Origin of the sequence: Enterobacter sp. PTB, assembly GCF_051130085.1 — a bacterium.
GTDB classification, from domain to species: domain Bacteria; phylum Pseudomonadota; class Gammaproteobacteria; order Enterobacterales; family Enterobacteriaceae; genus Enterobacter; species Enterobacter ludwigii.
The window spans coordinates 1-24,467 of record NZ_JBDKEE010000003.1 but is presented as its reverse complement, the minus strand read 5'-3'; the positions used below and the strand labels follow the sequence as shown (position 1 = coordinate 24,467).

The window sequence follows — 24,467 nt, the reverse complement described above, 5'->3', positions numbered from 1 at the left end:
GCTGTGATAGTTTTTACTTATCACTAACCGTTTTTTCACAGTTTTAACCGTTCAGGAATTACCCTCGCACATCCATTTCCATTAAAGTAGATGACAGTTTCTTTACTCTGATAAACAACGGTTATCGGTCGGGCTATGTCATTTCAGATTAAATTTCATCAAATCCGGGCGTTTGTTGAAGTCGCGCGTCAGGGCAGTATCCGCGGTGCCAGCAGGACGCTTAATCTTTCGCAACCGGCGCTGACCAAATCGATCAAAGAGCTGGAAGAGGGGATGGCGGCGCAGGATGATATCCGCCAGCGCCAGGGGGAACTGGCCGGGCAGATTAACATTGGAATGGGAGCCAGTATTTCGCGAAGCCTTATGCCCGCGGTGATCACCCGCTTTCATGCACAACATCCGCAGGTAAAAGTCCGGATTATGGAAGGGCAACTGGTGTCGATGATCAATGAATTACGCCAGGGCGAGCTGGATTTCACCATCAATACCTATTATCAGGGGCCGTACGATCATGAGTTTACGTTTGAAAAATTGTTCGAAAAGCCTTTCGCCGTATTTTGTCGGGAAGGGCATCCGGCGACGGGCGCGACATCCATTACCGAATTGCTGAATTATAACTGGACAATGCCGACGCCACGCGGGAGTTATTATAAGCAATTAGAAGATGTTTTTACTCATCGCTCGCAAATACCGCGCATTGACGTTGTCTGCGAAACGTTTTCTTCCTGCATTAGTCTTGTTGCACAAAGTGATTTTTTAAGTATCCTGCCAAAGGAACTGGGCTGTGACCCGCTGCTGGCGCACCGTCTGGTTATGCTGCCCGTTGTCGAATCGCTACCTAAAGCGGCCTATTATTTAATTCAGCGCCGTGATTCTCGTCAGACACCCCTGACCGAATCGTTAATTACGCAATTCAGAAGAGAGGCGCGGAAAATAGTATCGGAGTGAAGTGGGGAGTAAAATAAAAAAACAGAGCCTGTCCGACATCAGACAGACCCTACAACACACAGCAGTGCTTCCCTTCGCAGATCCTGAATGTTATATCCGTGAAGCAGGTTTATTTAATTATAACAGCCCACCCTCAAAATGATATGTTTTAGCATCATTGATTCCACATTTTTTTAACCTAAACTTTCTGTTTTATGTGTGCTGAAATTTAAGTTAAGTCGCGTTTAACTTTTGCGAAGAAATAATTTTTATATTCATCAGGTTAATATTTATGCCCTCATCCTGGGGTAGCGGTTATTGAGGCCCATGCCTGGCGCAGGTATAGTACAGGCTCAGATGTAGCGGGAGGATGTCCATGAACCCTGACGACAAATCACTTTTTCTTGACGCCATGGAGGGTATCCAGCCCCTGAAGCGCTGCACGGATATTCACTGGCAGCCGAGCCGCAACACGCGAACGCGTCAGGAGATTGATACCGAGCAACTGGATAACTTCCTGACCCTGGGCTTCCTGGAACTTCTGCCCCTGGAGGAGCCGCTGGCGTTCAGACGGGAAGGGGTGCAACAGGGCGTTATTGATAAGCTCCGCTCGGGTAAATATTCCCGCCAGGCCAGCTTAAATCTGTTACGCCAGCCCGCCGAGCGTTGCCGGCAGATGCTGTTTTCCTTTATCCGCCAGGCTGGACGCGATGGATTACGTAACCTGGTGATCATTCATGGAAAAGGGCGGGAGCAGAACGCCCATCCCAACGTGGTACGCAGTTATCTGGCGCGCTGGTTAACCGAGTTCGAGGAAGTGCAGGCCTTTTGCGTGGCGCTGCCGCATCACGGCGGCAGCGGAGCATGCTATGTTTCGCTACGAAAGTCTGACGAAGCGAAACAGGAGAACTGGGAACGGCACGCTAAGCGCAGCCGTTAAGTGCTTCTGGCGGGCGAGACGTTCGCCCGCCTGTCACTCAGAAGGTTTCCCAGTTGCTGTCGGTGGCGGTGTTGGCCGTTGCCGGGCGTAACAGCTGTGGGGTTTTCACCGTGGCCGGGCGGGGTGCGGTGGCTTTTTCCTTTCCGTTCAGGCGAAACGCTGCCACAGCCTGGCGCAGTTGTTCCGACTGATCTTCCAGGGCCGCCGCCGCCGTGGCGGATTGCTGTACCAGCGCGGCGTTTTGCTGTGTGACGCTGTCCATCTGCGAAACGGCCAGGCTCACCTGTTCGATGCCGCGGCTCTGTTCATCGGACGCCGACGAAATCTCGCCCATGATATCGGTCACGCGGGTGACGGCAGCGACTATCTCCTTCATGGTTGCGCCCGCTTCGCTGACCTGCTCTGAACCGGTATTCACCCGGCTGACGGAGTTCTCAATCAGCCCTTTGATCTCTTTCGCCGCCTGCGCACTGCGGCTGGCCAGCGTGCGGACTTCACCTGCGACGACCGCAAAGCCACGACCTTGCTCCCCGGCACGCGCGGCTTCCACCGCCGCGTTAAGCGCCAGAATGTTTGTCTGGAAGGCAATGCTGTCAATCACGCCGGTAATGTGCGCAATTTGCTGCGAGCTGTCGGCGATTTCGGTCATGGTACGGACAACGTTATCCACCACGTGACCGCCACGGGCCGCCGTTTCTGAAGCGTTCTTCGCCAGTAGCGTAGCCTGACGGGCGTTGTCGGAGTTCTGTTTAACCGTTGCGGTCAGCTCTTCCATGCTGGCAGCCGTCTCCTCCAGCGAAGCCGCCTGTTGCTCGGTGCGGGCAGACAGATCGTTGCTTCCGGCGGCAATTTCACCTGCGCCTGTGTAAATGGAGTCGGTGCTACCACGCACGGCGCTGACGGTGGTCACCAGCGACTGTTGCATCTCATGCAGACCCGCCGCCAGTTGGCCCATCTCATTGCGGCCAGACAGGGCGATATCCTGCGTCAGATCGCCGCCCGCAATGGCGCGAATATGGTTCATAATCATGTGGAGCGGTTTTAACAGCAGGTGTTGTAAACCCTGCCAGATCACCACCAGCACCGCGATCACGGCCAGGAAGATCGCTGCCAGCGTCCATTGCATCTGGGTAAAGCTGCTCTGGTTCTCTTCGGTTGCGGCTTTCAGCAGGGTGTTGTTTTCGGCGCGCCAGCGGTTATAAACCCCTTCCATATCGTCCTGGGCCTGTTGGGCATCCAGATCGCCATAGGCCTGGTAGTTGTCGGCACGCAGATACGCAATGGAAAGACGCATCACTTCATGCATCTGGCTCCATGATTTCTGCATTTCGTCGGTTAATGCCGCGTTCTGGCCGTTAACCTGCGGCATTTTCTGCCACTCTTTGTTATAGGCTTCCGCTTTAGCCAGAGAATCAGCCGCGGTGCCAAGCAGTTTGTTGATCGCCGCAAGGGACGCCGGGTCGCGCTGGTTTTTCAGGTAGCGGATCGCCACGCGGGTGACGGTGACGCGCGTTTTGATCAGCGTGTTCACGCTGTCGCTCAGGCTCTCCTGCTGGGCATTGAGCACCCCGGAGTTCTGGAAGTTATGGCGGTCGTTGCTGACGGCAGAGTAGAACAACCCTCCCGTGACAACTTGCAACAGACAGAATATGGTGAGAGCAAAGATAATACCGGTAATCACGTGCAGATTTTTCAGCATAGCGGTCGTCCGTTAGAGAAGATGCAGGGTTACACAAATACTATCGTCGTAGAGAAATTAAACTTTAATTTAACTCGCGCTTAACTACGGGGTCTGTTAAGGAACTCGTTGTAAATCCGGATCATTTTTATGAGGAAGGTCGACATGAGCAGCATTGATAAAAGCGGGACGTACGCACTGGGGTCGCGGACGGTTAAACGGCTTGGCTATGGCGCGATGCAGCTTGCCGGGCCGGGCGTGTTTGGTCCTCCAAAGGACAAAAATGCTGCGCTGAATGTGCTCCGCGAAGCGGTGGCTGCTGGGGTGAATCACATTGATACCAGCGATTTTTACGGGCCGCATATCACCAACCAGCTGATCCGCGAGGCGCTTCATCCGTACCGCGACGATCTGACGCTCGTCACCAAGATCGGTGCCCGTCGCGGCAGTGATGCCTCCTGGCTGCCGGCCTTCTCCGCGCAGGAACTGACGCAGGCGGTACATGACAACCTGCGTAATCTGCAGCTGGATGTGCTGGACGTGGTTAATCTGCGCATCATGTTCAGCGCACACGGGCCAGCAGAAGGCTCAATTGCTGAACCTCTCGCCACGCTGACCGAGTTACAACAGCAAGGTTTGGTGCGCCATATTGGCCTGAGCAACGTCACGGCCACCCAGGTTGCGGAAGCGCAGAAGATGGTGCAGGTGGTGTGTGTGCAGAACATGTACAACATCGTGAACCGTGGCGATGATGCGCTGGTGGATTCGCTGGCGCAGCAGGGGATTGCGTATGTGCCGTTCTTCCCGCTGGGCGGTTTTACACCCCTGCAATCATCCGGGCTGCAGGCGGTCGCTGATTCGCTGGGCGTAACGGCAATGCAGGTCGCGCTGGCGTGGTTGCTGCAACGTTCGCCGAACATCCTGCTGATCCCCGGCACCTCCTCCGTGGCGCATCTGCGACAAAATCTTGCGGCGGCGGAGCTGGTGCTGCCGGCTGACGCGCTGGAAATGCTCGATTCGCTGGCGGATTAAGCCAGACAGGCATAAGCCCAAAGCAGTACTTTGGGCTTTTTTGTCCCTCTTGAAACCTGAATGTCGCTGCCGCAGGCGTTATCTGGCTATTCTTTCGCCGATGCGCAGGATACGGCTGAATTAAATCCGCTCACACTTCAATGCGTTTGGGGTGACCCCCGTAAAGGACCTTGATCCTTGTCCATAATCCGTAATACTGTATTTATATACAGTATCTGACGAGAAAGGCATTTATGGACACTCTCTTTTCTTATTATCCAAAGCAACCTCTTGAATTACCGTTATTTGTAGAACGCGTAGCGTGTGGTTTTCCAAGCCCGGCACAGGATTATGTGGAAGATCGTCTCGATCTTAACCGCCTGGCCGTCAGGCATCCCAGCGCGACCTACTTTGTGAAGGTGAGCGGAGACTCGATGATCGGCGTTGGGATCGGCGATGGCGATCTGCTGGTCGTCGATCGTTCGTTAAACGCCGTGCACGGGGATATTGTGGTGGCATCCGTCGCGGGTGAGTTTACGGTCAAAGAGCTGCAGACCCGCCCGATCCTGAGGTTAGTGCCGCATAACGTTCGCTATCAGCCGATCACGTTTCAGTCCGAAGAGGAACTGCAGATCTTCGGTGTTGTCACCCACACACTCAAAACGCATAAACATGTTCGCGCTGGTTGATGTGAACAGCTTTTATGCCTCCTGCGAGACGGTGTTTCGGCCCGATCTGCGGGGCAAACCCGTGGTGGTGGTCTCCAATAACGATGGCTGCATTATTTCGCTGTCGCGGGAGGCAAAGCAGTTCGATATAAAAATGGGCGAGCCGTATTTCAAATTCAAAGAGAAGCGCTTTCCCGCGCGGGTTTACGTCTTTAGCTCGAACTATGCGCTTTATGCCGATCTCAGCAGCCGGGTGATGCAGACGCTGACCGATTTCGCCCCGGCCATAGAGATTTACTCCATTGATGAGGCGTTTGTGAACGTTGCTGGCATCAGCAACTGCATGGCGCTGGAGGCGTTTGGTCATCATATGCGCACGCAGGTGTTTAAAAATACGGGATTAACCGTTGGCGTAGGCATTGCCCCCACGAAAACGCTGGCGAAGCTGGCCAACTATGCGGCAAAGCGGTGGAGCAGCACGGGAGGCGTAGTGGATTTATCGGATCGCGAGCGGCAGCGTAAACTGCTGGCGCGCGTACCGGTAGAGGAGGTGTGGGGCGTCGGGCGGCGCATTACCAAAAAACTTAATGCGATGGGCGTCACCACGGCGCTGGATCTGGCACAAGCTTCCTCGTGGGTCATCCGCAAACATTTTAACGTTGTCCTGGAGCGCACGGCGCGCGAGCTGCGCGGCGAGCCCTGTCTTGATCTGGAAGAGTTCACGCCCACGAAGCAGCAGATTATCTGTAGCCGCTCGTTTGGACACCGTATTACGCAATACGAGGAGATGCACCAGGCCATTTGCGCCTACGCTGAACGGGCTGCGGAAAAGCTGCGCAGCGAGCATCAATATTGTCGCTTTATCAGCGTGTTTTTGCGTACCAGCCCGCATGCGGACAACGAGATTTATTACGGCAATCAGGCGTCTGTCACCCTGATGACGCCCACCAATGACTCGCGCGATATCATCCGTGCCGCCACCGATGCGCTGGGGCGCATATGGCTTGACGGTTATCGCTACATGAAAGCGGGGGTGATGCTGGCGGACTTTTTCAGTAGCGGCGTCGCCCAGCTGAATTTATTTGACGATAACCGTTTGCGCGCCAACAGCGCGGCGCTGATGGAGCTGATCGATAGCGTGAATCATTCCGGGAAAGGGAAGATATGGTTCGCCGGGCAGGGGATTGAGAAATCCTGGGCGATGAAGCGCGAGATGTTATCACCGGCTTATACGACGCGGTACGCGGATTTGCCGGTAGCGAAGTAGACGCCGGTTATTTGGCAAGCGTCGGCAGGATTTGTTCGATCACCTGTATCACGCTTCTGACGCGTTGTGGGATAAAGCGGGCGTCGGGGTAGACGGCATAGAGATACCGGTCAGGTAACCGCCAGGCCGGTAATACCGGCACCAGCGTGCCGGCTTGCAACGCCTTTGCCGCAAGCGGCAGCTGCATGCCGCCAATCCCGATGCCTGACTCCAGCGCCTGTAACAGGGCGTCACTGGTGTTGGCACGAAAAACGGTATGCACTTTCACGTCAATTGTTTCCTCACCGGCGATCAACCGTAGAGGCGCATCCCGCGGGATGCCGCTAAATCGCACATGGGGATGTGCAGCCAGTTCGCTGACGGAGTGTACCGCCTGAAAGCCGGGAGCAGCGAACAGCGCGGTTTCAATCCGCATCAGAAGACGTGCCGCATGCGACTGCGGAGGCTCAGCGCTAAGGCGTAGCGCGACATCCACCCCTTCGCTCACCAGGTCGGCGATGCGGTCATCCAGGGACAACGTCAGGTGCAATGCCGGATGCAGGCGCTGAAGCGCCAGCAGAGGGGGCAAAACGATCTGCCCCAGACCGCTTGGCAACTGAACATGGACGCTGCCCTGAAACTGATGATCGGCAGGATTCAACCGTCTCTCCGCTTCCTGCATGGCATCCAGCAAAAGCTGCATATCACGGCGATAACGTTCACCCTGCTCGGTGAGCTTCATCATTCGCGTTGTCCGATGCAGTAATACCACCCCGAGCTCCTGTTCCAGGGCGGCAATCTGCTGGCTGACGGCAGACTGCTTCATTCCGCTCTGGCGAGCGGCTGCCGAAAAGGAACCCGCTTCTGCGACGCGCAGAAAGGTGGAAATGGCGTTGAGCTTATTGTTCATTTAATGTTTTTTCTTATAAGTGCCATCGAATTCAGGGGATATGTAGGGAAAAAATAATATATCACACTGTGTCTGTCACCCTAACTGGAGAAACACCGTGAATAAGATGCAGCCACAAAACGTCGCGCTGGTCGCTGGTGCCAGCGGGATCGTAGGCAGACAGCTCGTCAAAACACTCCTGGACAACAAATGGCAGGTGATTGGCCTGAGCCGCCATGCCTTATCCCATCCTGATGCTATTTCGCTGATCAACGTTGATTTACTGGATGCGGAGGATAGCGCCAGGGCTTTGCAAGCCGCTGGCGAGATCACCCATATTTTTTACAGTGCCTGGATGAATGCCGGGAGCTGGACGGAAATGGTTGAACCGAACGTCACGATGTTGCGCAACCTGGTCAGCAATATTGAAAAAACGGCGCCTTTGCAGACGGTAAGCCTGATGCAGGGATACAAAGTGTATGGCGCGCACCTGGGACCGTTCAAAACCCCGGCACGCGAAAGCGATCCGGGCGTACCCGGGGCAGAATTTAACGCCGCTCAGCTCGCGTGGCTCCGTGATTTTCAGCGGGGAAAACGCTGGCACTGGAATGCCATCAGGCCAGGCGTGGTGGGCAGTTCGGTGCCAGGCAATACAATGAACCTTGCGCTGAGCATCGCACTGTATGCGTCCCTGTGTAAGGCTCTGGGTTTACCTCTGCGTTTTCCCGGTTCGGAACAGACCTGGCACAGCATTGTTGATCATACTGACGCCGGATTGCTGGCGGAGGCAACGCTGTGGGCAGCCACATCACGTAGGGCTAACAACCAGGCTTTCAACGTGAATAATGGGGACATCTGGCGCTGGAGCGAGCTGTGGCCGCGCATCGCACGCTGGTTTGAACTGGACTCTGCGCCGCCGGTCAGATTGTCATTCCATCAGTTGTTTAAGGATTATCGTGCGTTATGGCGCGACATTGCCGGGGAGCGGTTGGTGGAGGCGGATATTTTGCAGCTGAACGACGGGCATTTTGCCGATTTTGTCTTTAGCTGGAATTACGACATGTTTGGCGACGGCAGTAAGCTCCGCCGGTCAGGGTTCACGCGAATGCAGGCAACCGATGAGATGTTTTTCAGCCTGTTCTCGCAGCTAAGAGCGGCACGTATTATTCCGTAAAAAAAGGGGTGTGCGTTTCTGACGGCAGTAAAAAACGCGAACCCGGATGCAGGGAGTAAAGAGCGCTCAATGCTCACTTTCTGGAATAAGGCCAGAGGAGCTGGCCAGTTCATGACAAAGCGCGCCAATCCGATCCACCGCATTCAGCAGGAGGGGCGTGGGTTCGTTGGCACAATTTAATCGCAGGAAATTCGTTAAGTGTGCGCGGGGGGAAAACAGCGGCCCGGGGCTAACGCCAATGTTCAGTGTCAGCGCGCGGCGGTGCACCTCCAGTGCATTCACCTGGTGTGGAAGTTCAACCCACAACAGGAAACCGGCAGCCGGCACGTTAACGCGTGTGCCGGGAGGGAAGCTTGCCTTGACGCGCGCAATGACGGCACCAATCCCCTCCGCGATGCGCCGCTTTAGCCGCCGCAGATGACGATCGTAGTCGCCACTGGCCAGGATTTCGCTCGTTGCGGCTTCAAACAGCGGCGCGCCTGCCCAGTCTCCGGCCATACGCGCCTGCAGGACCTGGGCGTGGTAACGTCCGGGCGCAATCCAGCCGATGCGCCATCCGGGCGCAAGCGTTTTAGACAATGAACTGCAGTAAATGACATTCCCGCTCTGGTCGAACGCTTTACAGGCCGGAGGACGTTGCCCTTCGCCGACCAGGTCGCCATAAACATCGTCCTCAATTAACGGGATGCCTGCATCTTCCAGCAGGGCAACCAGTTCCTGCTTGCGGGGGACGGACATACTGGCACCCAGCGGATTTTGCACGGTGGGCGAGGCCAGAACGGCCGCTGGATGATGGCACCGAATAGCATCGGCGAGCGGCGCCAGCAGCAACCCTTCTTGAGGATCGGTTGGGATCTCCAGCGCCTTCAGGCCCAAATCTTCCAGCAACAACAGCGTACCGAAATAGGCGGGTTGTTCTATCGCTACCACGTCGCCAGGCTGGCACACAGCCCGCAACGCCAGACGCAGCGCCTGTGTCGCGCCAGCGGTAATGATGAGATCCTCTGCACCAAAACGGCCGCCCCATTGCGCAGCCCGGGCGGCAATCTTACTGCGCAAATCAACCCGTCCCGGAGGCAGGCTATAGCTTTGCCCACGCGCTTCCAGACGTCGACCTGCAGACTGCAGCGCACGTTGCAGGGTATCGCCTGGTAGCCACGCGGGGTCGGGCAAGGCAGCCCCCAGCGGTATCAGCCGGGCTTCTGCACTACTGAATAACGATCGCGCGACGGCTGACATTGTCACAGGCACGGGGCCTGACAGGGAACGCGTGGGCTGCACGCATCGGGACTGGCGGGTCTGACGGACGTAGTAGCCCGAACGCGGACGCGCAACGATCAGGCCTTCGGCCTCAAGGCAGCGGAGTGCTTCCAGTGCCGTCGGGAGACTGACCTGTTCGCGCTCGGCCAGTTTACGTGCAGAGATCATCCGGTCGCCGATTTGCAACGCGCCTGAAGCCAGCGTAAGACGCAGCATCTCAGCAATCCGACGGTAATGGGGGGACGGGGCGGCCATGGGGATCTGTGCAGTCAAATTTTCGATAAAACTGACTATACAGCCAATGAAGTGCCCCATCTATAGTGTCCGGCATGTTCCAGACAAGGAGGCACTATGCACAGCGACAATTTCGATATTTCTGCCTATTTCAGGCGCATAAACTATACCGGCCCTGCGGCTGCCGATACTGCTACCCTGCATGCGCTTATGCGCCATCAGCTCTTTTCGATACCCTTTGAAAATGGGGATGTACAGGCGGGTAAAGTTGTCTCGCTGGTACCCGAAGACATTGCCGACAAGCTGTTGAGGCAGAAGCGCGGCGGTTACTGCTATGAGGTGAATGGGCTATTTGCGATGGCGCTGGAGGCATTGGGCATTCGCTGGCGTTTTGTCGCGGCGCGCCCGATGTTCTACCCGGTGCGTCGGCCTAAAACCCATATGGCACTCATTGCTGAGATTGACGGTCGTCAGTGGCTTTGTGACCTCGGGTTCGGTAGCTACGGCATCCGTGCGCCGATGGCGTTAGACATGCTTGATACGGATATCCGGCAGGATTTCGACACGTTCCGGCTGACCCGTAACGCGGAGGGTGAGTATCTGCTTCAGGCACGGGTGGAGGGTAAATGGGCCAGTCAGTACGGCTTTGACCTCTCTCCTCAGGAGTGGATTGATTTTGTGCCTGCCAACTACCTCAACTCCACGCACCCGGACGCCATTTTTGTGCAGAAGCTGCTCGTCGTACAGCATCGCCCGGAAGGACGCCAGATTTTGCTGGGTAATGTGCTGAAAACGATCACCGCGCAGGGCGTGGAAACGCAGCAGCTGGCAGAAGATGACATTGCCTCTGTACTGAAAAATTGTTTTGCGCTGACGGTTGAGTGATCCGCAGGGGGACGCTGGACTGTATCGAGTCTGCGCATGCGCCCCCGGCTTATCATCGACAATGCGGACTGTTAAATACAGAGGCTACCTGAGACGTCTTCAGGGCAGAAACCGTATCCGCTACGTAAAAAGCGTCGTAATAATCGACCAGATAATATACAGAGAAAGGATACCCTGGATGCTACTTAAAGCCCACCGCAAGTAGCGCCACTGGTAGCGTTCTCTGGCATTGGCCTCGGCAATGGGGCCGGTAGCGTCAGGGGCTTCTTTTCTGAAGCGCTGCAGGGTTTGATGACACCACCACACCAGCAGTAATACCAGCACGGTTTTCGTGAGCAGTGAGCCATAAGCATTGAAAAAAACGTCCCAGTAGCAACGGAGTGTATCCATATCCTTTTACCTGTAACTGTGCGGCCCATATGACGAAGAGGGGCAATATTAGGGAATTATTTCTTCTTATTCATCATCGCTTTTAGATCGGCAAACGGGTTGAAAGTGGCCACGCCCATGTCTTTTTGCGCGTCTTCACCCGCCACAACGGTGGTGCCGTACTGATCTGCTTCGGTGTATTTCGAGTGTTCATGGTCGTGGCAAAACAGGCACAACAGCTCCCAGTTGCTGCCATCTTCCGGGTTATTAGTATGATCGTGATCGATATGGTGAACCGTGAGCTCGCGCAGGTTTGAATAGACGAACTCGCGTGAGCAGCGTCCACAGACCCAGGGATAGATTTTTAATGCCTTTTCACGGTAGCCACTTTCCAGTCGCGCGTAGTTTTTAGGGATCAGAGCCATTGCCGGTTTCACCTGCCAGGGAAAAAGAAAGACGCACTATATCTCATTATGGGGCGTCATTGCGATCTGCTCAATTCAGTCAATTTATTTGAATTATTCCGTTAAATAAAGGGCATTTATTCTCCCCGGGTAATGCGTAAAGTAGAGATAACGCAAAGCATCATCAGGATATCTCGTTATGAAAAAGATCGGCTTTTTGTCATTTGGTCACTGGACACCGTCACCCCAGTCCGGCACGCGTTCCGCGGCGGACACCCTGTTGCAATCCATCGACCTGGCCGTCGCCGCTGAAGAGCTGGGCGCAGATGGTGCCTATTTCCGTGTGCATCATTTTGCCCGTCAACTCAGCTCTCCATTCCCCTTACTGGCGGCGATCGGTGCGAAAACGAAAAGCATCGAAATCGGTACTGGCGTGATCGATATGCGCTATGAAAATCCGATGTACATGGCGGAAGATGCGGGCGCGGCGGATTTAATCTCCGGCGGACGTTTGCAGCTGGGGATCAGCCGGGGCTCTCCGGAGCAGGTCATTGATGGCTGGCGTCATTTTGGTTATGTCCCGCAGGAAGGGGAAAACGAATCAGATATGGCGCGCCGACACACCGAGGTACTGCTTGAGGTGCTACGCGGAGAAGGGTTTGCAAAACCGAACCCACAACCCATGTTCCCAAATCCACCGGGACTGCTGCGCCTGGAGCCACATTCCGAAGGTTTACGTGAGCGCATCTGGTGGGGCGCAGGGTCGAACGCGACAGCGGTATGGGCTGCAAAACTGGGGATGAACCTGCAAAGCTCAACCCTGAAAGATGATGAAACCGGTGAGCCATTCCATATTCAGCAGGCAAAACAGATCCGCGCCTACCGACAGGCCTGGGCGGAAGCCGGGCATACTCGTCAGCCGCGCGTCTCGGTCAGCCGCAGTATTTTTGCGCTGATGGACGATCGTGACCGCATGTACTTCGGCGCAAGCCGGAACGACAGCGATAGCGTGGGTTACCTTGATGAGAAAACGCGCGCAATTTTCGGACGTAGCTATGCCGCTGAGCCTGAAAAGCTGATTGAGCAGTTGAAACAGGACGAAGCGATTGCCGAAGCGGACACCTTATTGCTCACCGTGCCGAACCAGCTCGGGGTGGATTACAACGCGCATGTTATCGAGTCCATTCTGAAGCATGTTGCACCGGCAATGGGATGGCGCGAGTAGCCATTTTGTTGTGCGCCGGGCGCCGCGCGCGAAGGCCGTAACGCCTGCCTGTCTCGTCACCCCCGGTAAGGGAGACGAGACAGGCATCTGCGGAGGTTATTCCACTGGCTTATGGCTCATATCGCTCAGCAGCACGGCGATACTTTGCCCGCCCGCCGTCTGTTCGAGGCCAATCTTCACAATGATGGTCAGCGGAACGGAGAGCAACATGCCGACCGGGCCGAGCAGCCATCCCCAAAATATAAGGGACAGAAATACCACCAGCGTGGACAATCCCAGACCGCGCCCCATCATGCGTGGCTCAAGAATATTCCCGAACACCAGGTTAATCACCAGATACCCGGCCAGCAGAATCAGCGCATCATAGAACCCACTGAACACCAGCACCTGCAGAATAGGGGGGATAGCGGCCAGCACCGAACCGATGTTGGGGATATAGTTGAGCGCAAAGGCCAGTAATCCCCAGACGAACGCAAACCGGACATCCAGCGCCATCAGCATTCCCCAGACCACGGCCCCGGTGACCAGGCTAATGGCGGTTTTCAGGACCAGATAGCGGGAGACGCTATCCAGCGCGCGTTGAATCGCCCTCATGCCTTCAACCGGACGGACCATTATTTGCTGCAGTTTTGCGGGCAGTTGCGGCACTTCCAGCAGCATGAACACCACCGTTAAAAACAGCAGGAAAATCGAGGTCATGGCGTTAGAGAGCTGCGCCAGCAGGCCGGTGACGAGGGTCATGGCGGCATTCGGATCAATGTACTTCAGCAACTCCTCAACGGAGACTTCGATTCCCGCACGCTGCAGCCAGGGTTCAAGCTGCAACAGCGGTATCGCCAGCGACGAGCGGTATTTCGGTAACGTTCGCGTCAGTTCATTCAGGGAGGTGCCGAGATAAGCGACCAGCAGCACCATGGCAATAATAATGATGCTGATAAGCATCGTGATTGCCAGCACGCGCGGGATGCGGAACCGCGTCATGCGCTGTATGAGCGGGTTAAGGATCACCGCAATAAACAGGGCCAGAATAAACGGCACGATGATGTCGGCGGCAAAACGGACGCCCGTCAATATGATCACCAGCATGCCCAGCATGATGACAATTTTTAGCCCGTTCAGGGTAATGATGGGTTTAGCCATGGGGGTTCCTGAATAATATTTTTATTTATAATAAAGGCGAAAGCCGTTTCAATAAACTAACCAAAATCAAACGGGATGGGTAAAGAATTGAAAAGACTTTGAGTAAAAGCCTTACTTATGGTACAAATTTGGCGTGTTCAACTACCGAGGACAATTTTCATCCGCAAAGACGAGAAGCAACAACGCGGATAATTGTAATTTTATGGACAATTTGTTCAGGACGTATTCTTCAAACAACACCGCTGTATTTTTCACTTCCTTCTGCCTTCTTTCTGGTGAGCAACACTGGCGCAACGCGCTATAGTCACATCTTCTGCCTGAGCTGGCGCTACGCGCTTAGCTGTCTGATTTAATTTCATATTTTTGGGTTTGCTGCACGCAGCAGGCCACGATGGATTATATTCTCAAGCAGGAGAAAAACATGTTTTACTGGATTTTATTAGCCCTTGCTATTATCGCTGAAATTACCGGCACGCTGTCTATGAAATGGGCAAGCGTCAGCGATGGCAATACCGGCTTTATTTTAATGCTGGTGATGATTTCACTTTCCTATATTTTCCTGTCGTTTGCAGTGAAGAAAATTGCGCTGGGTGTGGCCTATGCGCTGTGGGAAGGGATCGGTATTTTGTTGATCACCCTGTTCAGCGTCTTATTATTTGACGAAACATTATCAACAATGAAGATTGCCGGGTTAACGACGCTGGTAGCAGGTATCGTGCTGATTAAATCGGGTACACGCAAACCGACTAAGCAGCCGAAGGAGCAGACCCATGCAGCAGTTTGAATGGATCCACGCGGCCTGGTTGGGGTTTGCCATCGTGCTGGAGATTTTAGCGAACGTCCTGCTAAAATTCTCTGACGGTTTTCGTCGTAAAATTTACGGACTGTTGTCGATTGCCGCCGTACTGGGGGCGTTCAGCGCCCTGTCACAGGCGGTGAAGGGTATCGATCTGTCCGTGGCCTATGCGCTGTGGGGCGGGTTTGGTATTGCCGCCACCCTGGCAGCCGGCTGGGTGCTGTTCGGTCAGCGTTTAAATAACAAAGGTTGGATTGGACTGATATTGCTGCTTGCTGGCATGATCATGATAAAACTCGCCTGATACACGTTAAGCCATTATTTACAGGCAGCGAAATTCGCTGCCTGTATTACTCTTAAAAAAAGCAAAACATTGAAGAGGATGGCTAATGTATCGCACATTAAGCTGGCGCAATATTCCCACCGCGAGAACATTGTTTGCCATGATCTTCATGGCGGGGATCGGCTTAATCATCTCCATTGTCGCGCTGCTCTATTTATCTCTGCACCTGATCAGCACCAAAACCAATGAAATTGACGAGCACCGCACCACGCTTTCCGTGCAGGGTGCGATACAAACGTCGGTTAACCGTGTCTCGACCCTGGTGATTGATAATGCCGTCTGGGACGATGCGGTACGCGAGGTCTACCGCCCAAAGCTCGATACCGAATGGTTATACAACACCTGGGGAGCGGGCTTTAAAGTCAATAACCTCTATGACGGCACTTTCGTGCTGGATGAGCATTTCAACGTTATCTGGGGATCGTTTCAAAGCCAGCCTTTTGCGGAGACGAATCTCGACTTTTTTGGCAAAGGCCTGCAAGCGCTTATTCAGCAGCACGGACGTGAATTACCCAGCCAGAAGAATATTTATGCCGGGATCACCCGAACGCGTCACGGCGTCGCGTTTGTCGGAATAGGGCTGATCCGACCGATGATCGGGCGATTACAGGTTAACGACGGTACACGCCGCTATCTGGTGATTACCCGCCATTTGAATAGCGGCATATTATCCGATCTGGGGCAGACCTTTCAGATTGATAACCTCAACTTTACCCCGGATAAAATCAACAGTCTGAGTATGCCGCTGCGCAGTTCTGCTGGGGAGTTACTGGGTTACCTCAACTGGCAGGCACGCCTTCCTGGCGCGCAGGCGGCCCGGGCCGCATCATCTGATATCACGCAGATAGTGGTGCTGGCATCGGTGCTGATCCTGCTGTTCATTATGGTGAGCTGCGTGGGCCTGTACAAACTGGCCCGCGGAGAAAGCCAGGCGCGTCTGGTCGCCAGAACGGACTGGCTAAGCCATCTGCCGAACCGCCGCGCACTCATTGAAGCGCTGGACCGCGTGAGTTTGCGTGGCGATATTGACGTCAAAAGCGTGGTGTTTATCGATCTGGATGGCTTCAAGGACGTCAACGATATCTACGGCCACAGCGTCGGTGACGATCTCATTGTGACCATCGCCAAAACGCTGAATGAATGCGTTCCACCGGGCGGGATGCTGGCGCGCATGGGAGGCGATGAGTTTGCCATGACCATCGGCGGTGAAGGGGCAGAAGCGCTGGCGACCACCTTTGCCGAATCGGTACTGGATTTTCTCAATACCCCCATTCGTCTGGGGGAGCGCACCATTCATATCGGTGCCAGCATCGGGATTGCCAGCGGAACCCTGATTGAATGCACCAGTTCCGAGCTGTTTCGCCGCGCCGATATCGCCATGTACCATTCCAAAATTAGCGGGAAAGGGCGTGTCACCCACTATGACGCGGCGCTGAATAACGCCCGGGAACGCAAGCTTGCGATTGAAAACCAGATCCGTAACGGACTGGAGCGAGACGAGTTTGAGGTCTGGTACCAGCCGATTATTGACGCCCGCAGTCAGAAAATGAGCAGCGTGGAAGCGCTGGTTCGCTGGCCGCGTCGTCCGGAAGGTGAACTCGGTCCAGATACCTTCATTTCCATTGCGGAAACGAGTGGGCTGATTTACAAACTGGGCCAGTTTGTTTTGCAGCGTGCCTGCCAGGATCTGGAGCCGTACAGCGAATTAAAGCTCTCCGTTAATATCTCCCCGGCGCAGTTTCGCGACCCTGAATTCGAAGAAAAAGTGGCCTGGGTTCTGGAAAGCACCCGTTTCCCGGCCAGGCGACTCCAGCTCGAAGTCACGGAGACCTATGTGCTGGAAAACCCCGAGCGTGCCCGCACGGCGATTGCCAACCTTAAAGTACTGGGCACCGCGGTGGCGCTGGATGATTTTGGCACGGGCTATTCGAGTATTGGCTATTTGCGGCGTTTTAATTTCGACACCATTAAGATCGATAAATCACTGGCCGGGCTGGTGGACAACGATGAGCAGGCGGCGGCGCTGGTGAGCGGCACGGTGAGGATCGCCAATGCCCTGGGCATGGCGGTGGTCGCTGAAGGGGTGGAAAACGAAAAGCAGATGAAATTGTTACGGCTGGCTGGCTGCGATCAGCTGCAGGGATTCTGGTTCAGCCAGCCGATGCCGATTGAATCAATCAGGGCGTTACGTCAGGTCAGACAGTGCTGAGTTACTGCTGCGCCAGTGCTTCCAGCTTGTCACGAAAACCGGTCACGGCTAAGGCCCGGTTATCTGCTCGCCATCTGTCTTTTGCCGCTGGCGCAGAGCTTTGAACCCCAATCAGCTGCCAGCCGTTATCCGTTTTTAACATCAGCGGCGAGCCGCTGTCACCGGGTAACGTATCGCACTGATGCGAGAGCACGCTGTTTTGCGCCCATCCTGTGACAATACAGTCCGTGTGGGTGTAAAGCGCGTCCAGATGATCGACAGGGTAGCCTGATTGCGTCACCTTACGGTCGGCGGCTTTCAGTGCGGCAGTGAGCGCGGCTTTGTCTCCGTCAAATAACGGAAGCGGGGTAATGCCAGAGGGCGGGTAGCGCAAAATGATCAGGCCAAAATCCCAGGATGCCGCTGACGGAGGCACTATCCAGCCGTCACCGTCGGGCTTCAGACGTTTGCCGAGAGAAGCATCAACCCGTCCCTCAATACCGTGAATTTCATAACGCCACATCCCTTTTTGCGACACAAATCGCAGGGCAACGGCTTTGTCTGGCTTGCCGTCTGGCGGTGTCAGCAGGCAGTGGCCTGCCGTCAGGGCAAGTTGTGGGGTAATCAGCGTAGCGGTACATAAATTACCGCTGGCGGTTTCCAGTTGCCCGATAGCGTCCCAGGGTGCCTGGGTAGGATCGGCGACGCGCGTACGATCGTCATGACCGAAAAACAGCGTTTTAAGCTCTTTCGCGCTAATGGTTTCATCACCGCCATCATCCGCATGTGAGAATCCAGAAAAAAGACCAAACGTTCCCAGTAACAACACAACAGATTTACGCATATCACACTCTGGTGGGGGCAATTATGATTATTAAAAGTGAACCCTATGAAAATACTATAGACGGGACAGCGCTAAAGTGGGAGTAAAATCAGCGTGCTACGATCAGGAAAGATAAAAATGGCTTGCGATGAGCGCGCATAAAATAAGCAGGATAAGAATCAGCTCAAACCGATAGCGCCGCAGCATACGCCCTCCGGATAAAAAAAACGGCGCTGGACCTTTCCGGTTCAGCGCCGGTTTACCAACGTGCCCCGAAAGGCACGGTTAAGCTTGTACTCTTACGCAGCTGGCTGTGCAGCTGGTTTAGCAGCTTCGTGTTTTACTGCTTTTTTGTGATGCTTTTTAGCGGCCTGGGCTTTCTGTTCTACAGCAGGTTTGGTCGCTTTTTTGTGGTGCTTTTTAGCGGCCTGCGCTTTCTGCTCTACAGCCGGTTTAGCGGCATCTTGTTTAACGGCTTTTTTGTGGTGTTTTTTAGCAGCCTGGGCTTTTTGCTCTGCAGCAGGTTTAGCGGCTTTATGGTGTTTCTTGTGGTGTACGGTTTTTGCCGGAGCAGCAGTCGTTGTTGCAGCTGGAGCAGCAGCAGCCGGTGCAGCAGTGGTTTCAGCAGCAAACGCAGCAGAAGACAGACCCATAGCAGCGGCAACAACCAGAGCTAATACTTTTTTCATGTTCATACCCTCGAATTTGGTTTTTCATTTAACCCCACTGCGGGGCCGTTGAAAGAACTATATCCCTGTAAATTCGGGGTTTCCGTGAGTGATTGGTATCGGCGTGTAACGGAATGTACAAAGGGCGGTAAAGGGTGCGCAAAAGGAAAGCGGCCGGAGCGTACTCCGGCCGCTGGATTACAGATAACGGGACGTCAAATGCTCGCGGAAGTAACGGATATTCAGGTCTTCACCCGTCGCCTGGGTAATCAGTTGCGAAGTGGTGAAGCGGCTACCGTGCTGCCAGATGTTCTGACGCAGCCAGTCAAACAGGGTGGAGAAATCGCCCTCAGCGATGGAGGACTGCAGACCCGGCAGCGCCGTTTTGGCCGCATGGAACAATTGCGCGGCGTACATCGCGCCGAGCGTGTAGGATGGGAAGTAGCCAAAACCGCCGTCGGTCCAGTGAATGTCCTGCATACAGCCGTTGCGGTAGTTATCTTTGGTTGATAACCCGAGCCAGGCCTGCATTTTCTCATCCCACAGCGCCGGAATGTCATCCACCTCGATATCGCCATTGATCAGCGCACGTTCAATTTCATAGCGCAGCACCACATGTGCCGGGTAGCTGACTTCGTCGGCATCGACGCGGATATAGCCCGGTTTCACGCGCTGGTTCCAGGCAATAAAGTTCTCTTCACTGAACGCCGCCTGACTGCCAAAACGGGCGTGAACCGCAGGGAGGAGATGTTTAAGGAAAGCGTCGCTGCGCCCCAGCTGCATCTCAAAGAACAGGCTCTGGGATTCGTGGATCGCCGTTGAACGGGCCAGCGCGACAGGTTGACCGGCCCACGTTCGCGGCAGGTTTTGCTCGTAGCGCGCGTGTCCGGTTTCGTGGATCACGCCAAACAGCGCGCTGAGCAGCTCGTCCTCATCATAACGCGTGGTGATGCGCACATCTTCCGGCACGCCACCGCAGAACGGGTGTGCACTGACGTCCAGGCGACCGCCGTTAAAATCAAAGCCGAGCATCTTCATGGCTTCAAGCCCAAGTTCACGCTGCGTTGCCGTCGGGAAGGGGCCCTGCGGCGGAACGAACGACTGCTGAGCCTGTTTTTCCACAACGTTTGCCAGCAGGTCCGGCAGCCAGGACTTCATATCCGCGAACAGTACGTCCAGGCGCGCGCTGGTCATGTCCGGCTCGAAAATATCCAGCAGCGCGTCGTAAGGGCTGCAGCCTTTGGCTTCAGCACGCAGACGAGCCTCCTCGCGGCTCAGTTTGACGACCTCTTTCAGGTTGGCGGCAAACCCCTGCCAGTCATTGGCCGGGCGCTGAGTACGCCAGGCGTGCTCACATTTGCTGCCTGCCAGCGATTTGGCTTCCACCAGCGCTTCCGGCAACAGCGACGCCTGCTGGTAATGACGCGTCATTTCACGCAGGTTGGCTTGTTCAATATCATTCAGATCCTCACCTGCCGCGGCGGTCAGCCATTGACCCACCTTTTTATCGGTCAGGATCTGGTGTTGCAGAACGCTCATTTCGGCCAGCGCTTCACCGCGCGCGGCACTGCCGCCCGGCGGCATCATGGCGAACATATCCCAGCTGGCGATGGCGGAGAGGTGGGAGAAACGGGAGAGGCGCTGGAATGTCGTCACAAGTGACTGATAGGCGGGTGATTTTTCCAATTCTTATTTCCTCTTGCTAAGGGATGTGTTTCAAGGAGCATACAATGAAACTGACCAGATTCCCCTACATTTCCCATACAAATAAAGATGGGTTTGTCTGGAAGAAACGAATTGATGGGAACACGATTTACATCAGCCTCAAGACAAGAGACTTGAAAACTGCTCAGGCAAGAGGTGTAAGCCTCACTGGTAAATGGGTAATGTGCAAACCATTGAACCTGTCATTCATGGCTATGAAACAGACTCTGAGAAAGCACAGAGATGAAATGGTTGATAGGGCTTTGTTGGAAACCTTAGAAGTCGGAATTCCGACAATTAGCCAAACTCAAAATGTTGAGTCTGAAACCGTTGCTCAGATTCGAGAAACGCACTCCCTAACTGATGCTTTGGAAGAGTGGTGTAAGGAGATGAAGCCTGACTGGAAACCTCGTACTGAGAAGCTGAACAGACGTTCTATTGACCTATTTATTGAATGGGCTAAGAAGCTGCACATCCACACCATAGAGGACGTGAACAAAGAAGCCATATCATCATTCAAGAAATATTTGGACGAGCGCTACGAGGCTCCTAGAAGCCGTCAGGACGCATTAATCAAAGTACATGCTCTGTTCAGTTTCTGTGTTGATAAGCGTGATTGGTTACAGTCGAATCCAGTGAAAGGAATGATGTATTCCAAGGTTGTAACGGTTAACGAGAAGACTGAAATTTCACCAGAAACATACAGCAGAGTTATGGAAGGTTATTACGTGAATAACTATCAAGGCAAGCTGAAAGAACTGCTCATGATTCTCTGGAACACTGGAATGAGAATAGGGGAGGCTATTCAGTTACGACCAGAAGACTTCCGTAATGTTGATGGTGTGAAGGTGATTAGCATTAATGACGAAGACGGGAAGAGTGTTAAGAATGCAAGCTCTATCAGAAACATCCCTGTTAACCATGCTTTAAACGAGTTGTATGACGTTCTGAGCGTTCTTCCAAAAGGTAAGCCAGTATTGGATGGAATAAGAATAACGCTGCTGCAAGCCGTGTAGCTAACGCATTCAAGCAACATGGACTGAATCACAGCACACATGATTTTCGTTACTCACTATCGAACCGCCTGAGAGACTGTTCTGTTCCAGACAGCATCAGATATTCGATTTTAGGTCACGCTCATTCAGTGACTACAGACCGTGTTTACAAGACACATTCTCCTTTGCTTCAGATGAAGAAGGCATTAGACCAATGCTCTCTGGACTATACGCTGGTTATTAAAAATGATGACGCTGAACTTATTCAGTCAATGGAAATGTTGGGGATGTAATTGTGGGCGAAATAGCAGAAATGATTGTAAGAGCAGTTGCAGTAGTGGGAAGTCGTTACATCAACTGGAGTGAAGTGCTTGATTGGTTGGCTGTTATCCTCTACGTCCTGTTCTGGATAGCTGTTGGAGTAGGGGCAATAATTGTTGTATACAAACTTATCTCTTATCCGCTGAAGCAGATGAAAAGACGTAATGACCTGTTAGAGCAGATGCTTACCGAAATGCGAGAGAAAAAATGATTGATATGGTGTGGGTCTGCATCAAGTGGATTGTAGCTGCTGGTTTGGCTTTAGTAGTTCTTGTGATTGCAGGATATGTTGTATTAGGACTGTTCTCTGTACTTGGAAAATTACTCTCTGCACCTGCTGCAATGTGGAAAGATGCTAAGGAAACAGGAACCACAAGACAGACAGCTGGATTGTTAATAATGGCTGCATTCTGCATTGTCATAGCAGTTGTATATTTAGTAACATCCTAGAAACAATAAAAGCCCTTGCAGATTGCTCTACAGGGGCTTATTTAATTCAGGTGTTCACTGATATCGAAGGGAAGGGTAATAATATTCTCGCAAGCGAGAGATACAGTGATAACCCCTCTCCCTGACCCCTCTCCCCACGATGCCAACTGCATCAGGATGGTAGTCAGAGATTGGTTCCCCCTCTCCCTCGGGTATTAAATACTAACTGCCCCTACGTATCGATCCGCTAGTACACCACTGCAAAAAACTCAGGGTGTTAATTTATCCAGAATCTTTCCAATATACGGGCAGTACTGTGTTAGAAAACTGCATTAACTCACCACTCCCACGGTGCCTTGTCACTATTCAGCCTCGCAGCTTCCAGTTGCCAGCGCTTAATAATCTTGCCCTTAACCTCGTATTCATCCGGTTTGTACGGCATCGGTACACCAGCACAACGCTGTAAAATTTCAGCAATGTGATTCTTGGCTTGTCTCTCGATATCGGATGCACTCAGGTGTTGCTTACTGGTGGCTTTGTGCCAGCTATTTAGCTCATTACGCTTACCATCCAGCCATTGCCACTGACGCTGCGCTTTGCTTGAGATGTTGCGCTCAGCCTCCACCAGATACAGCTTACCAGCCTCATCATCAGCCCAATCAGAAGTGTAGTGGTCAACTAAAGCTGGCGATGGAGGAGAGGTGGGAGAAACGGGAGAGGCGCTGGAAGGTGCGGGTGAGTTGTTGGTAGTGGCTGTTTTCGCTCATTTCGTTTTCTCTTTGCAAGGCGATGTTTCAGGCATGAAGAGTGAGTAGTATCAAAATTCCCGCCTGAATCCAAGCCATTACCCCTTAGAGTTTGGTGCTATTTCGTTCAGTAACGCTGTGTTATAACCCTAAAAAAACGACTGCCGGATGGAAAATGAACAAGGTTGTGAGTGTAGGGATTGCAGTGTTGCTGACGGGATGCCAGACACATCATCATGACGTAATCCCGTTCAACACCGAAGAGGACTCCGCGCACGCATGGGCGTTTGCGTATGTGGAAACAGTGAAACAAAGGATGACAACCACAGAGCAGTATGAAGGGAAGCTCTGCTCGTTAAAGATTCACCAGCCCAAAGGCGCGGCCTATGTGACCAACATTCAGGTGGTAAAAGGCAGCGATCCTGAACTGTGTAAGGCCGCCATTACGGCCTTACAGTCTGCCAGTGACGATCATGTGCTCCCAGTGGTACCTGATGAGCGTATCGGGGAAAACTACACGCTCGATTTCAAACCCTGAATCAGTGCAGACGCTGGTGTAAACGGGTCCCTGCCAGCAGCGCCCCGCAGAGCATCAGCGCAATAAAACCGCCCACGCCGTTCCAGCCATAGTTATGCCAGAACACCCCACCCAGCGTCCCCGCAAAGCTGGAACCGAGGTAATAGCTGAACAGATACAAAGACGACGCCTGGCCTTTGGCCCGGCGAGCGCGTGGCCCAATCCAGCTGCTGGCCACCGAGTGAGCGGCGAAGAAACCGGCAGAGAAAAGCAGCATCCCGGCGAAGATAAGCCACAGGGAGGCGAAAAGGGTCATCAACAGGCCGAGCAGCATGACGGCCGTAGAGACCAGCATAACCGGACCGCGTCCAAAGCGGGCCGTCATCGCTCCGGCTTTAGGTGAACTCCACGTACCGGTGAGATACGCCACAGAGAGCAGACCCACCACCGCCTGACTCAGGTGCCACGGGGAGAGCATCAGGCGATAGCCGATATAGTTAAACAACGTAACGAATGAGCCCATCAGCAGAAAGCCGGTCAGGAACAGCAGCGGCAACCCTTTGTCACGCCAGTGCAGACGGAAGTTGATGAACAGCGTTTTCGGGCGCAGGGAGGTAGAACGAAAATGACGTGATTCCGGAAGGATTCTCCAGAACATCAGCGCAGACGCAAGGGCAAAGCAGCCGATCACCGCCAGCGCAATACGCCAGTTAAAGAAGTCCGTAAACACCCCGCTCAGCAGACGTCCACTCATTCCGCCAATCGAGTTCCCGCTGATGTACAGCCCCATAGAGAAGGCGACAAAGCTCGGGTGGATCTCTTCGCTGAGATAGTGTTAGCGCCGGTGATATAAACCTTAATTCACCGTTATTGATTGTCCGCTCCAC

At 53.8% G+C, this 24,467-nt stretch carries 26 protein-coding genes and 2 pseudogenes; 16 read left to right on the top strand and 12 right to left on the bottom strand.

Going from position 1 to position 24,467, the window contains the following annotated elements:
• The first annotated feature begins 135 nt into the window (after window positions 1-135).
• Window positions 136-948 carry a LysR family transcriptional regulator gene (locus AAIR21_RS04255; RefSeq protein ID WP_434680066.1) on the top strand — a complete coding sequence of 271 codons (813 nt, stop codon included), beginning with the start codon at window positions 136-138 and terminating at the stop codon, window positions 946-948.
• 355 nt (window positions 949-1,303) lie between these two features.
• Window positions 1,304-1,867 carry a DNA endonuclease SmrA gene (gene smrA, locus AAIR21_RS04250; protein ID WP_020884302.1) on the top strand — a complete coding sequence of 188 codons (564 nt, stop codon included), beginning with the start codon at window positions 1,304-1,306 and terminating at the stop codon, window positions 1,865-1,867.
• A 37-nt stretch (window positions 1,868-1,904) separates the two neighbouring features.
• Here the strand turns inward: smrA and tcp are convergent, their stop codons facing one another.
• Window positions 1,905-3,566 carry a methyl-accepting chemotaxis citrate transducer gene (gene tcp, locus AAIR21_RS04245; RefSeq protein ID WP_014169836.1) on the bottom strand — a complete coding sequence of 554 codons (1,662 nt, stop codon included), beginning with the start codon at window positions 3,564-3,566 and terminating at the stop codon, window positions 1,905-1,907.
• Window positions 3,567-3,710: 144 nt separating this feature from the next.
• On the opposite strand from tcp, the gene AAIR21_RS04240 reads away from it, so the two are divergent.
• The 3 genes from AAIR21_RS04240 (at window position 3,711) to umuC (ending at window position 6,491) form a co-directional block, all read left to right on the top strand.
• A complete protein-coding gene (locus AAIR21_RS04240) occupies window positions 3,711-4,577 on the top strand; it encodes an aldo/keto reductase family oxidoreductase (RefSeq protein WP_183516417.1) in 867 nt (288 codons plus the stop codon).
• A gap of 233 nt (window positions 4,578-4,810) precedes the next feature.
• Entirely contained in the window at window positions 4,811-5,245 is a 435-nt protein-coding gene (umuD, locus tag AAIR21_RS04235) for a translesion error-prone DNA polymerase V autoproteolytic subunit (RefSeq protein ID WP_014169838.1), read from the top strand.
• A complete protein-coding gene (gene umuC, locus AAIR21_RS04230) occupies window positions 5,229-6,491 on the top strand; it encodes a translesion error-prone DNA polymerase V subunit UmuC (RefSeq protein ID WP_183516416.1) in 1,263 nt (420 codons plus the stop codon). Before umuD ends, umuC begins: the two co-directional genes overlap by 17 nt.
• Window positions 6,492-6,498: 7 nt before the next feature.
• On the opposite strand, the gene AAIR21_RS04225 is transcribed toward umuC, so the two are convergent.
• On the bottom strand, window positions 6,499-7,380 hold the full coding sequence (locus AAIR21_RS04225) for a LysR family transcriptional regulator (RefSeq protein WP_032678042.1): 882 nt from the start codon (window positions 7,378-7,380) through the stop codon (window positions 6,499-6,501).
• 97 nt (window positions 7,381-7,477) lie between these two features.
• Between AAIR21_RS04225 and AAIR21_RS04220 the strand changes: the two genes are divergently transcribed.
• Window positions 7,478-8,533 (top strand): SDR family oxidoreductase, encoded by a 1,056-nt coding sequence (locus tag AAIR21_RS04220; RefSeq protein WP_059306016.1) that lies wholly within the window; start codon window positions 7,478-7,480, stop codon window positions 8,531-8,533.
• A gap of 66 nt (window positions 8,534-8,599) precedes the next feature.
• Here the strand turns inward: AAIR21_RS04220 and AAIR21_RS04215 are convergent, their stop codons facing one another.
• The gene (locus AAIR21_RS04215) at window positions 8,600-10,108 is read right to left on the bottom strand and encodes a PLP-dependent aminotransferase family protein (protein WP_183516415.1); all 1,509 of its coding nucleotides are present in this window, start codon (window positions 10,106-10,108) and stop codon (window positions 8,600-8,602) included.
• Between the two features lie 36 nt (window positions 10,109-10,144).
• Here AAIR21_RS04215 and AAIR21_RS04210 point away from each other — a divergent pair, with 36 nt between their 5' ends.
• Window positions 10,145-10,912, top strand: coding sequence for an arylamine N-acetyltransferase family protein (locus AAIR21_RS04210; RefSeq protein ID WP_025204325.1), 768 nt, complete (start codon window positions 10,145-10,147; stop codon window positions 10,910-10,912).
• Between the two features lie 120 nt (window positions 10,913-11,032).
• Here AAIR21_RS04210 and AAIR21_RS04205 read toward each other — a convergent pair whose 3' ends face one another.
• On the bottom strand, window positions 11,033-11,302 hold the full coding sequence (locus tag AAIR21_RS04205; protein ID WP_068794561.1) for a hypothetical protein: 270 nt from the start codon (window positions 11,300-11,302) through the stop codon (window positions 11,033-11,035).
• A gap of 56 nt (window positions 11,303-11,358) precedes the next feature.
• Window positions 11,359-11,706, bottom strand: coding sequence for an HNH nuclease YajD (gene yajD / locus AAIR21_RS04200; RefSeq protein WP_014169845.1), 348 nt, complete (start codon window positions 11,704-11,706; stop codon window positions 11,359-11,361).
• 178 nt (window positions 11,707-11,884) lie between these two features.
• Here yajD and AAIR21_RS04195 point away from each other — a divergent pair, with 178 nt between their 5' ends.
• The gene (locus AAIR21_RS04195; protein ID WP_014169846.1) at window positions 11,885-12,910 is read left to right on the top strand and encodes an LLM class flavin-dependent oxidoreductase; all 1,026 of its coding nucleotides are present in this window, start codon (window positions 11,885-11,887) and stop codon (window positions 12,908-12,910) included.
• A gap of 96 nt (window positions 12,911-13,006) precedes the next feature.
• Here the strand turns inward: AAIR21_RS04195 and AAIR21_RS04190 are convergent, their stop codons facing one another.
• Entirely contained in the window at window positions 13,007-14,050 is a 1,044-nt protein-coding gene (locus AAIR21_RS04190; protein WP_183516414.1) for an AI-2E family transporter, read from the bottom strand.
• Window positions 14,051-14,183: 133 nt separating this feature from the next.
• Between AAIR21_RS04190 and AAIR21_RS04185 the strand changes: the two genes are divergently transcribed.
• From AAIR21_RS04185 to AAIR21_RS04170, 4 genes are all read left to right on the top strand, one after another.
• Complete coding sequence (locus tag AAIR21_RS04185; protein ID WP_086463355.1) at window positions 14,184-14,354, top strand: protein YdgV; 171 nt, start codon at window positions 14,184-14,186, stop codon at window positions 14,352-14,354.
• A gap of 117 nt (window positions 14,355-14,471) precedes the next feature.
• Entirely contained in the window at window positions 14,472-14,834 is a 363-nt protein-coding gene (gene mdtJ / locus AAIR21_RS04180; RefSeq protein WP_025204323.1) for a multidrug/spermidine efflux SMR transporter subunit MdtJ, read from the top strand.
• Entirely contained in the window at window positions 14,821-15,150 is a 330-nt protein-coding gene (gene mdtI, locus AAIR21_RS04175; protein WP_014169849.1) for a multidrug/spermidine efflux SMR transporter subunit MdtI, read from the top strand. The genes mdtJ and mdtI overlap by 14 nt, the downstream gene beginning before the upstream one ends.
• 85 nt (window positions 15,151-15,235) lie before the next feature.
• Complete coding sequence (locus tag AAIR21_RS04170; RefSeq protein WP_434680055.1) at window positions 15,236-17,398, top strand: bifunctional diguanylate cyclase/phosphodiesterase; 2,163 nt, start codon at window positions 15,236-15,238, stop codon at window positions 17,396-17,398.
• A gap of 1 nt (window position 17,399) precedes the next feature.
• On the opposite strand, the gene AAIR21_RS04165 is transcribed toward AAIR21_RS04170, so the two are convergent.
• From AAIR21_RS04165 to AAIR21_RS04155, 3 genes are all read right to left on the bottom strand, one after another.
• Window positions 17,400-18,221, bottom strand: coding sequence for a trypsin-like serine peptidase (locus AAIR21_RS04165; RefSeq protein ID WP_020884292.1), 822 nt, complete (start codon window positions 18,219-18,221; stop codon window positions 17,400-17,402).
• 278 nt (window positions 18,222-18,499) lie between these two features.
• Window positions 18,500-18,889, bottom strand: coding sequence for an acid resistance repetitive basic protein Asr (asr, locus tag AAIR21_RS04160; RefSeq protein ID WP_032670412.1), 390 nt, complete (start codon window positions 18,887-18,889; stop codon window positions 18,500-18,502).
• 177 nt (window positions 18,890-19,066) lie between these two features.
• Complete coding sequence (locus AAIR21_RS04155; protein WP_434680050.1) at window positions 19,067-20,554, bottom strand: carboxypeptidase M32; 1,488 nt, start codon at window positions 20,552-20,554, stop codon at window positions 19,067-19,069.
• A gap of 44 nt (window positions 20,555-20,598) precedes the next feature.
• On the opposite strand from AAIR21_RS04155, the gene AAIR21_RS04150 reads away from it, so the two are divergent.
• The 3 genes from AAIR21_RS04150 (at window position 20,599) to AAIR21_RS04140 (ending at window position 22,338) form a co-directional block, all read left to right on the top strand.
• Window positions 20,599-21,588 (top strand): tyrosine-type recombinase/integrase, encoded by a 990-nt coding sequence (locus AAIR21_RS04150; protein WP_434680047.1) that lies wholly within the window; start codon window positions 20,599-20,601, stop codon window positions 21,586-21,588.
• Window positions 21,589-21,862: 274 nt separating this feature from the next.
• Window positions 21,863-22,099 carry a hypothetical protein gene (locus AAIR21_RS04145; RefSeq protein ID WP_078773975.1) on the top strand — a complete coding sequence of 79 codons (237 nt, stop codon included), beginning with the start codon at window positions 21,863-21,865 and terminating at the stop codon, window positions 22,097-22,099.
• Complete coding sequence (locus AAIR21_RS04140; protein WP_139366846.1) at window positions 22,096-22,338, top strand: hypothetical protein; 243 nt, start codon at window positions 22,096-22,098, stop codon at window positions 22,336-22,338. Before AAIR21_RS04145 ends, AAIR21_RS04140 begins: the two co-directional genes overlap by 4 nt.
• 316 nt (window positions 22,339-22,654) lie before the next feature.
• On the opposite strand, the gene AAIR21_RS04135 is transcribed toward AAIR21_RS04140, so the two are convergent.
• A complete protein-coding gene (locus AAIR21_RS04135; protein WP_078773976.1) occupies window positions 22,655-22,942 on the bottom strand; it encodes a hypothetical protein in 288 nt (95 codons plus the stop codon).
• A 55-nt stretch (window positions 22,943-22,997) separates the two neighbouring features.
• Window positions 22,998-23,084, bottom strand: a pseudogene (locus tag AAIR21_RS04130) (hypothetical protein); the annotation flags it as partial.
• A gap of 154 nt (window positions 23,085-23,238) precedes the next feature.
• Here AAIR21_RS04130 and AAIR21_RS04125 point away from each other — a divergent pair.
• On the top strand, window positions 23,239-23,601 hold the full coding sequence (locus AAIR21_RS04125; protein WP_183516411.1) for a cell envelope integrity protein TolA: 363 nt from the start codon (window positions 23,239-23,241) through the stop codon (window positions 23,599-23,601).
• 1 nt (window position 23,602) lies between these two features.
• Here AAIR21_RS04125 and AAIR21_RS04120 read toward each other — a convergent pair.
• Window positions 23,603-24,412: pseudogene (locus AAIR21_RS04120) on the bottom strand (MFS transporter); the annotation flags it as partial.
• Window positions 24,413-24,467 lie beyond the last annotated feature (55 nt).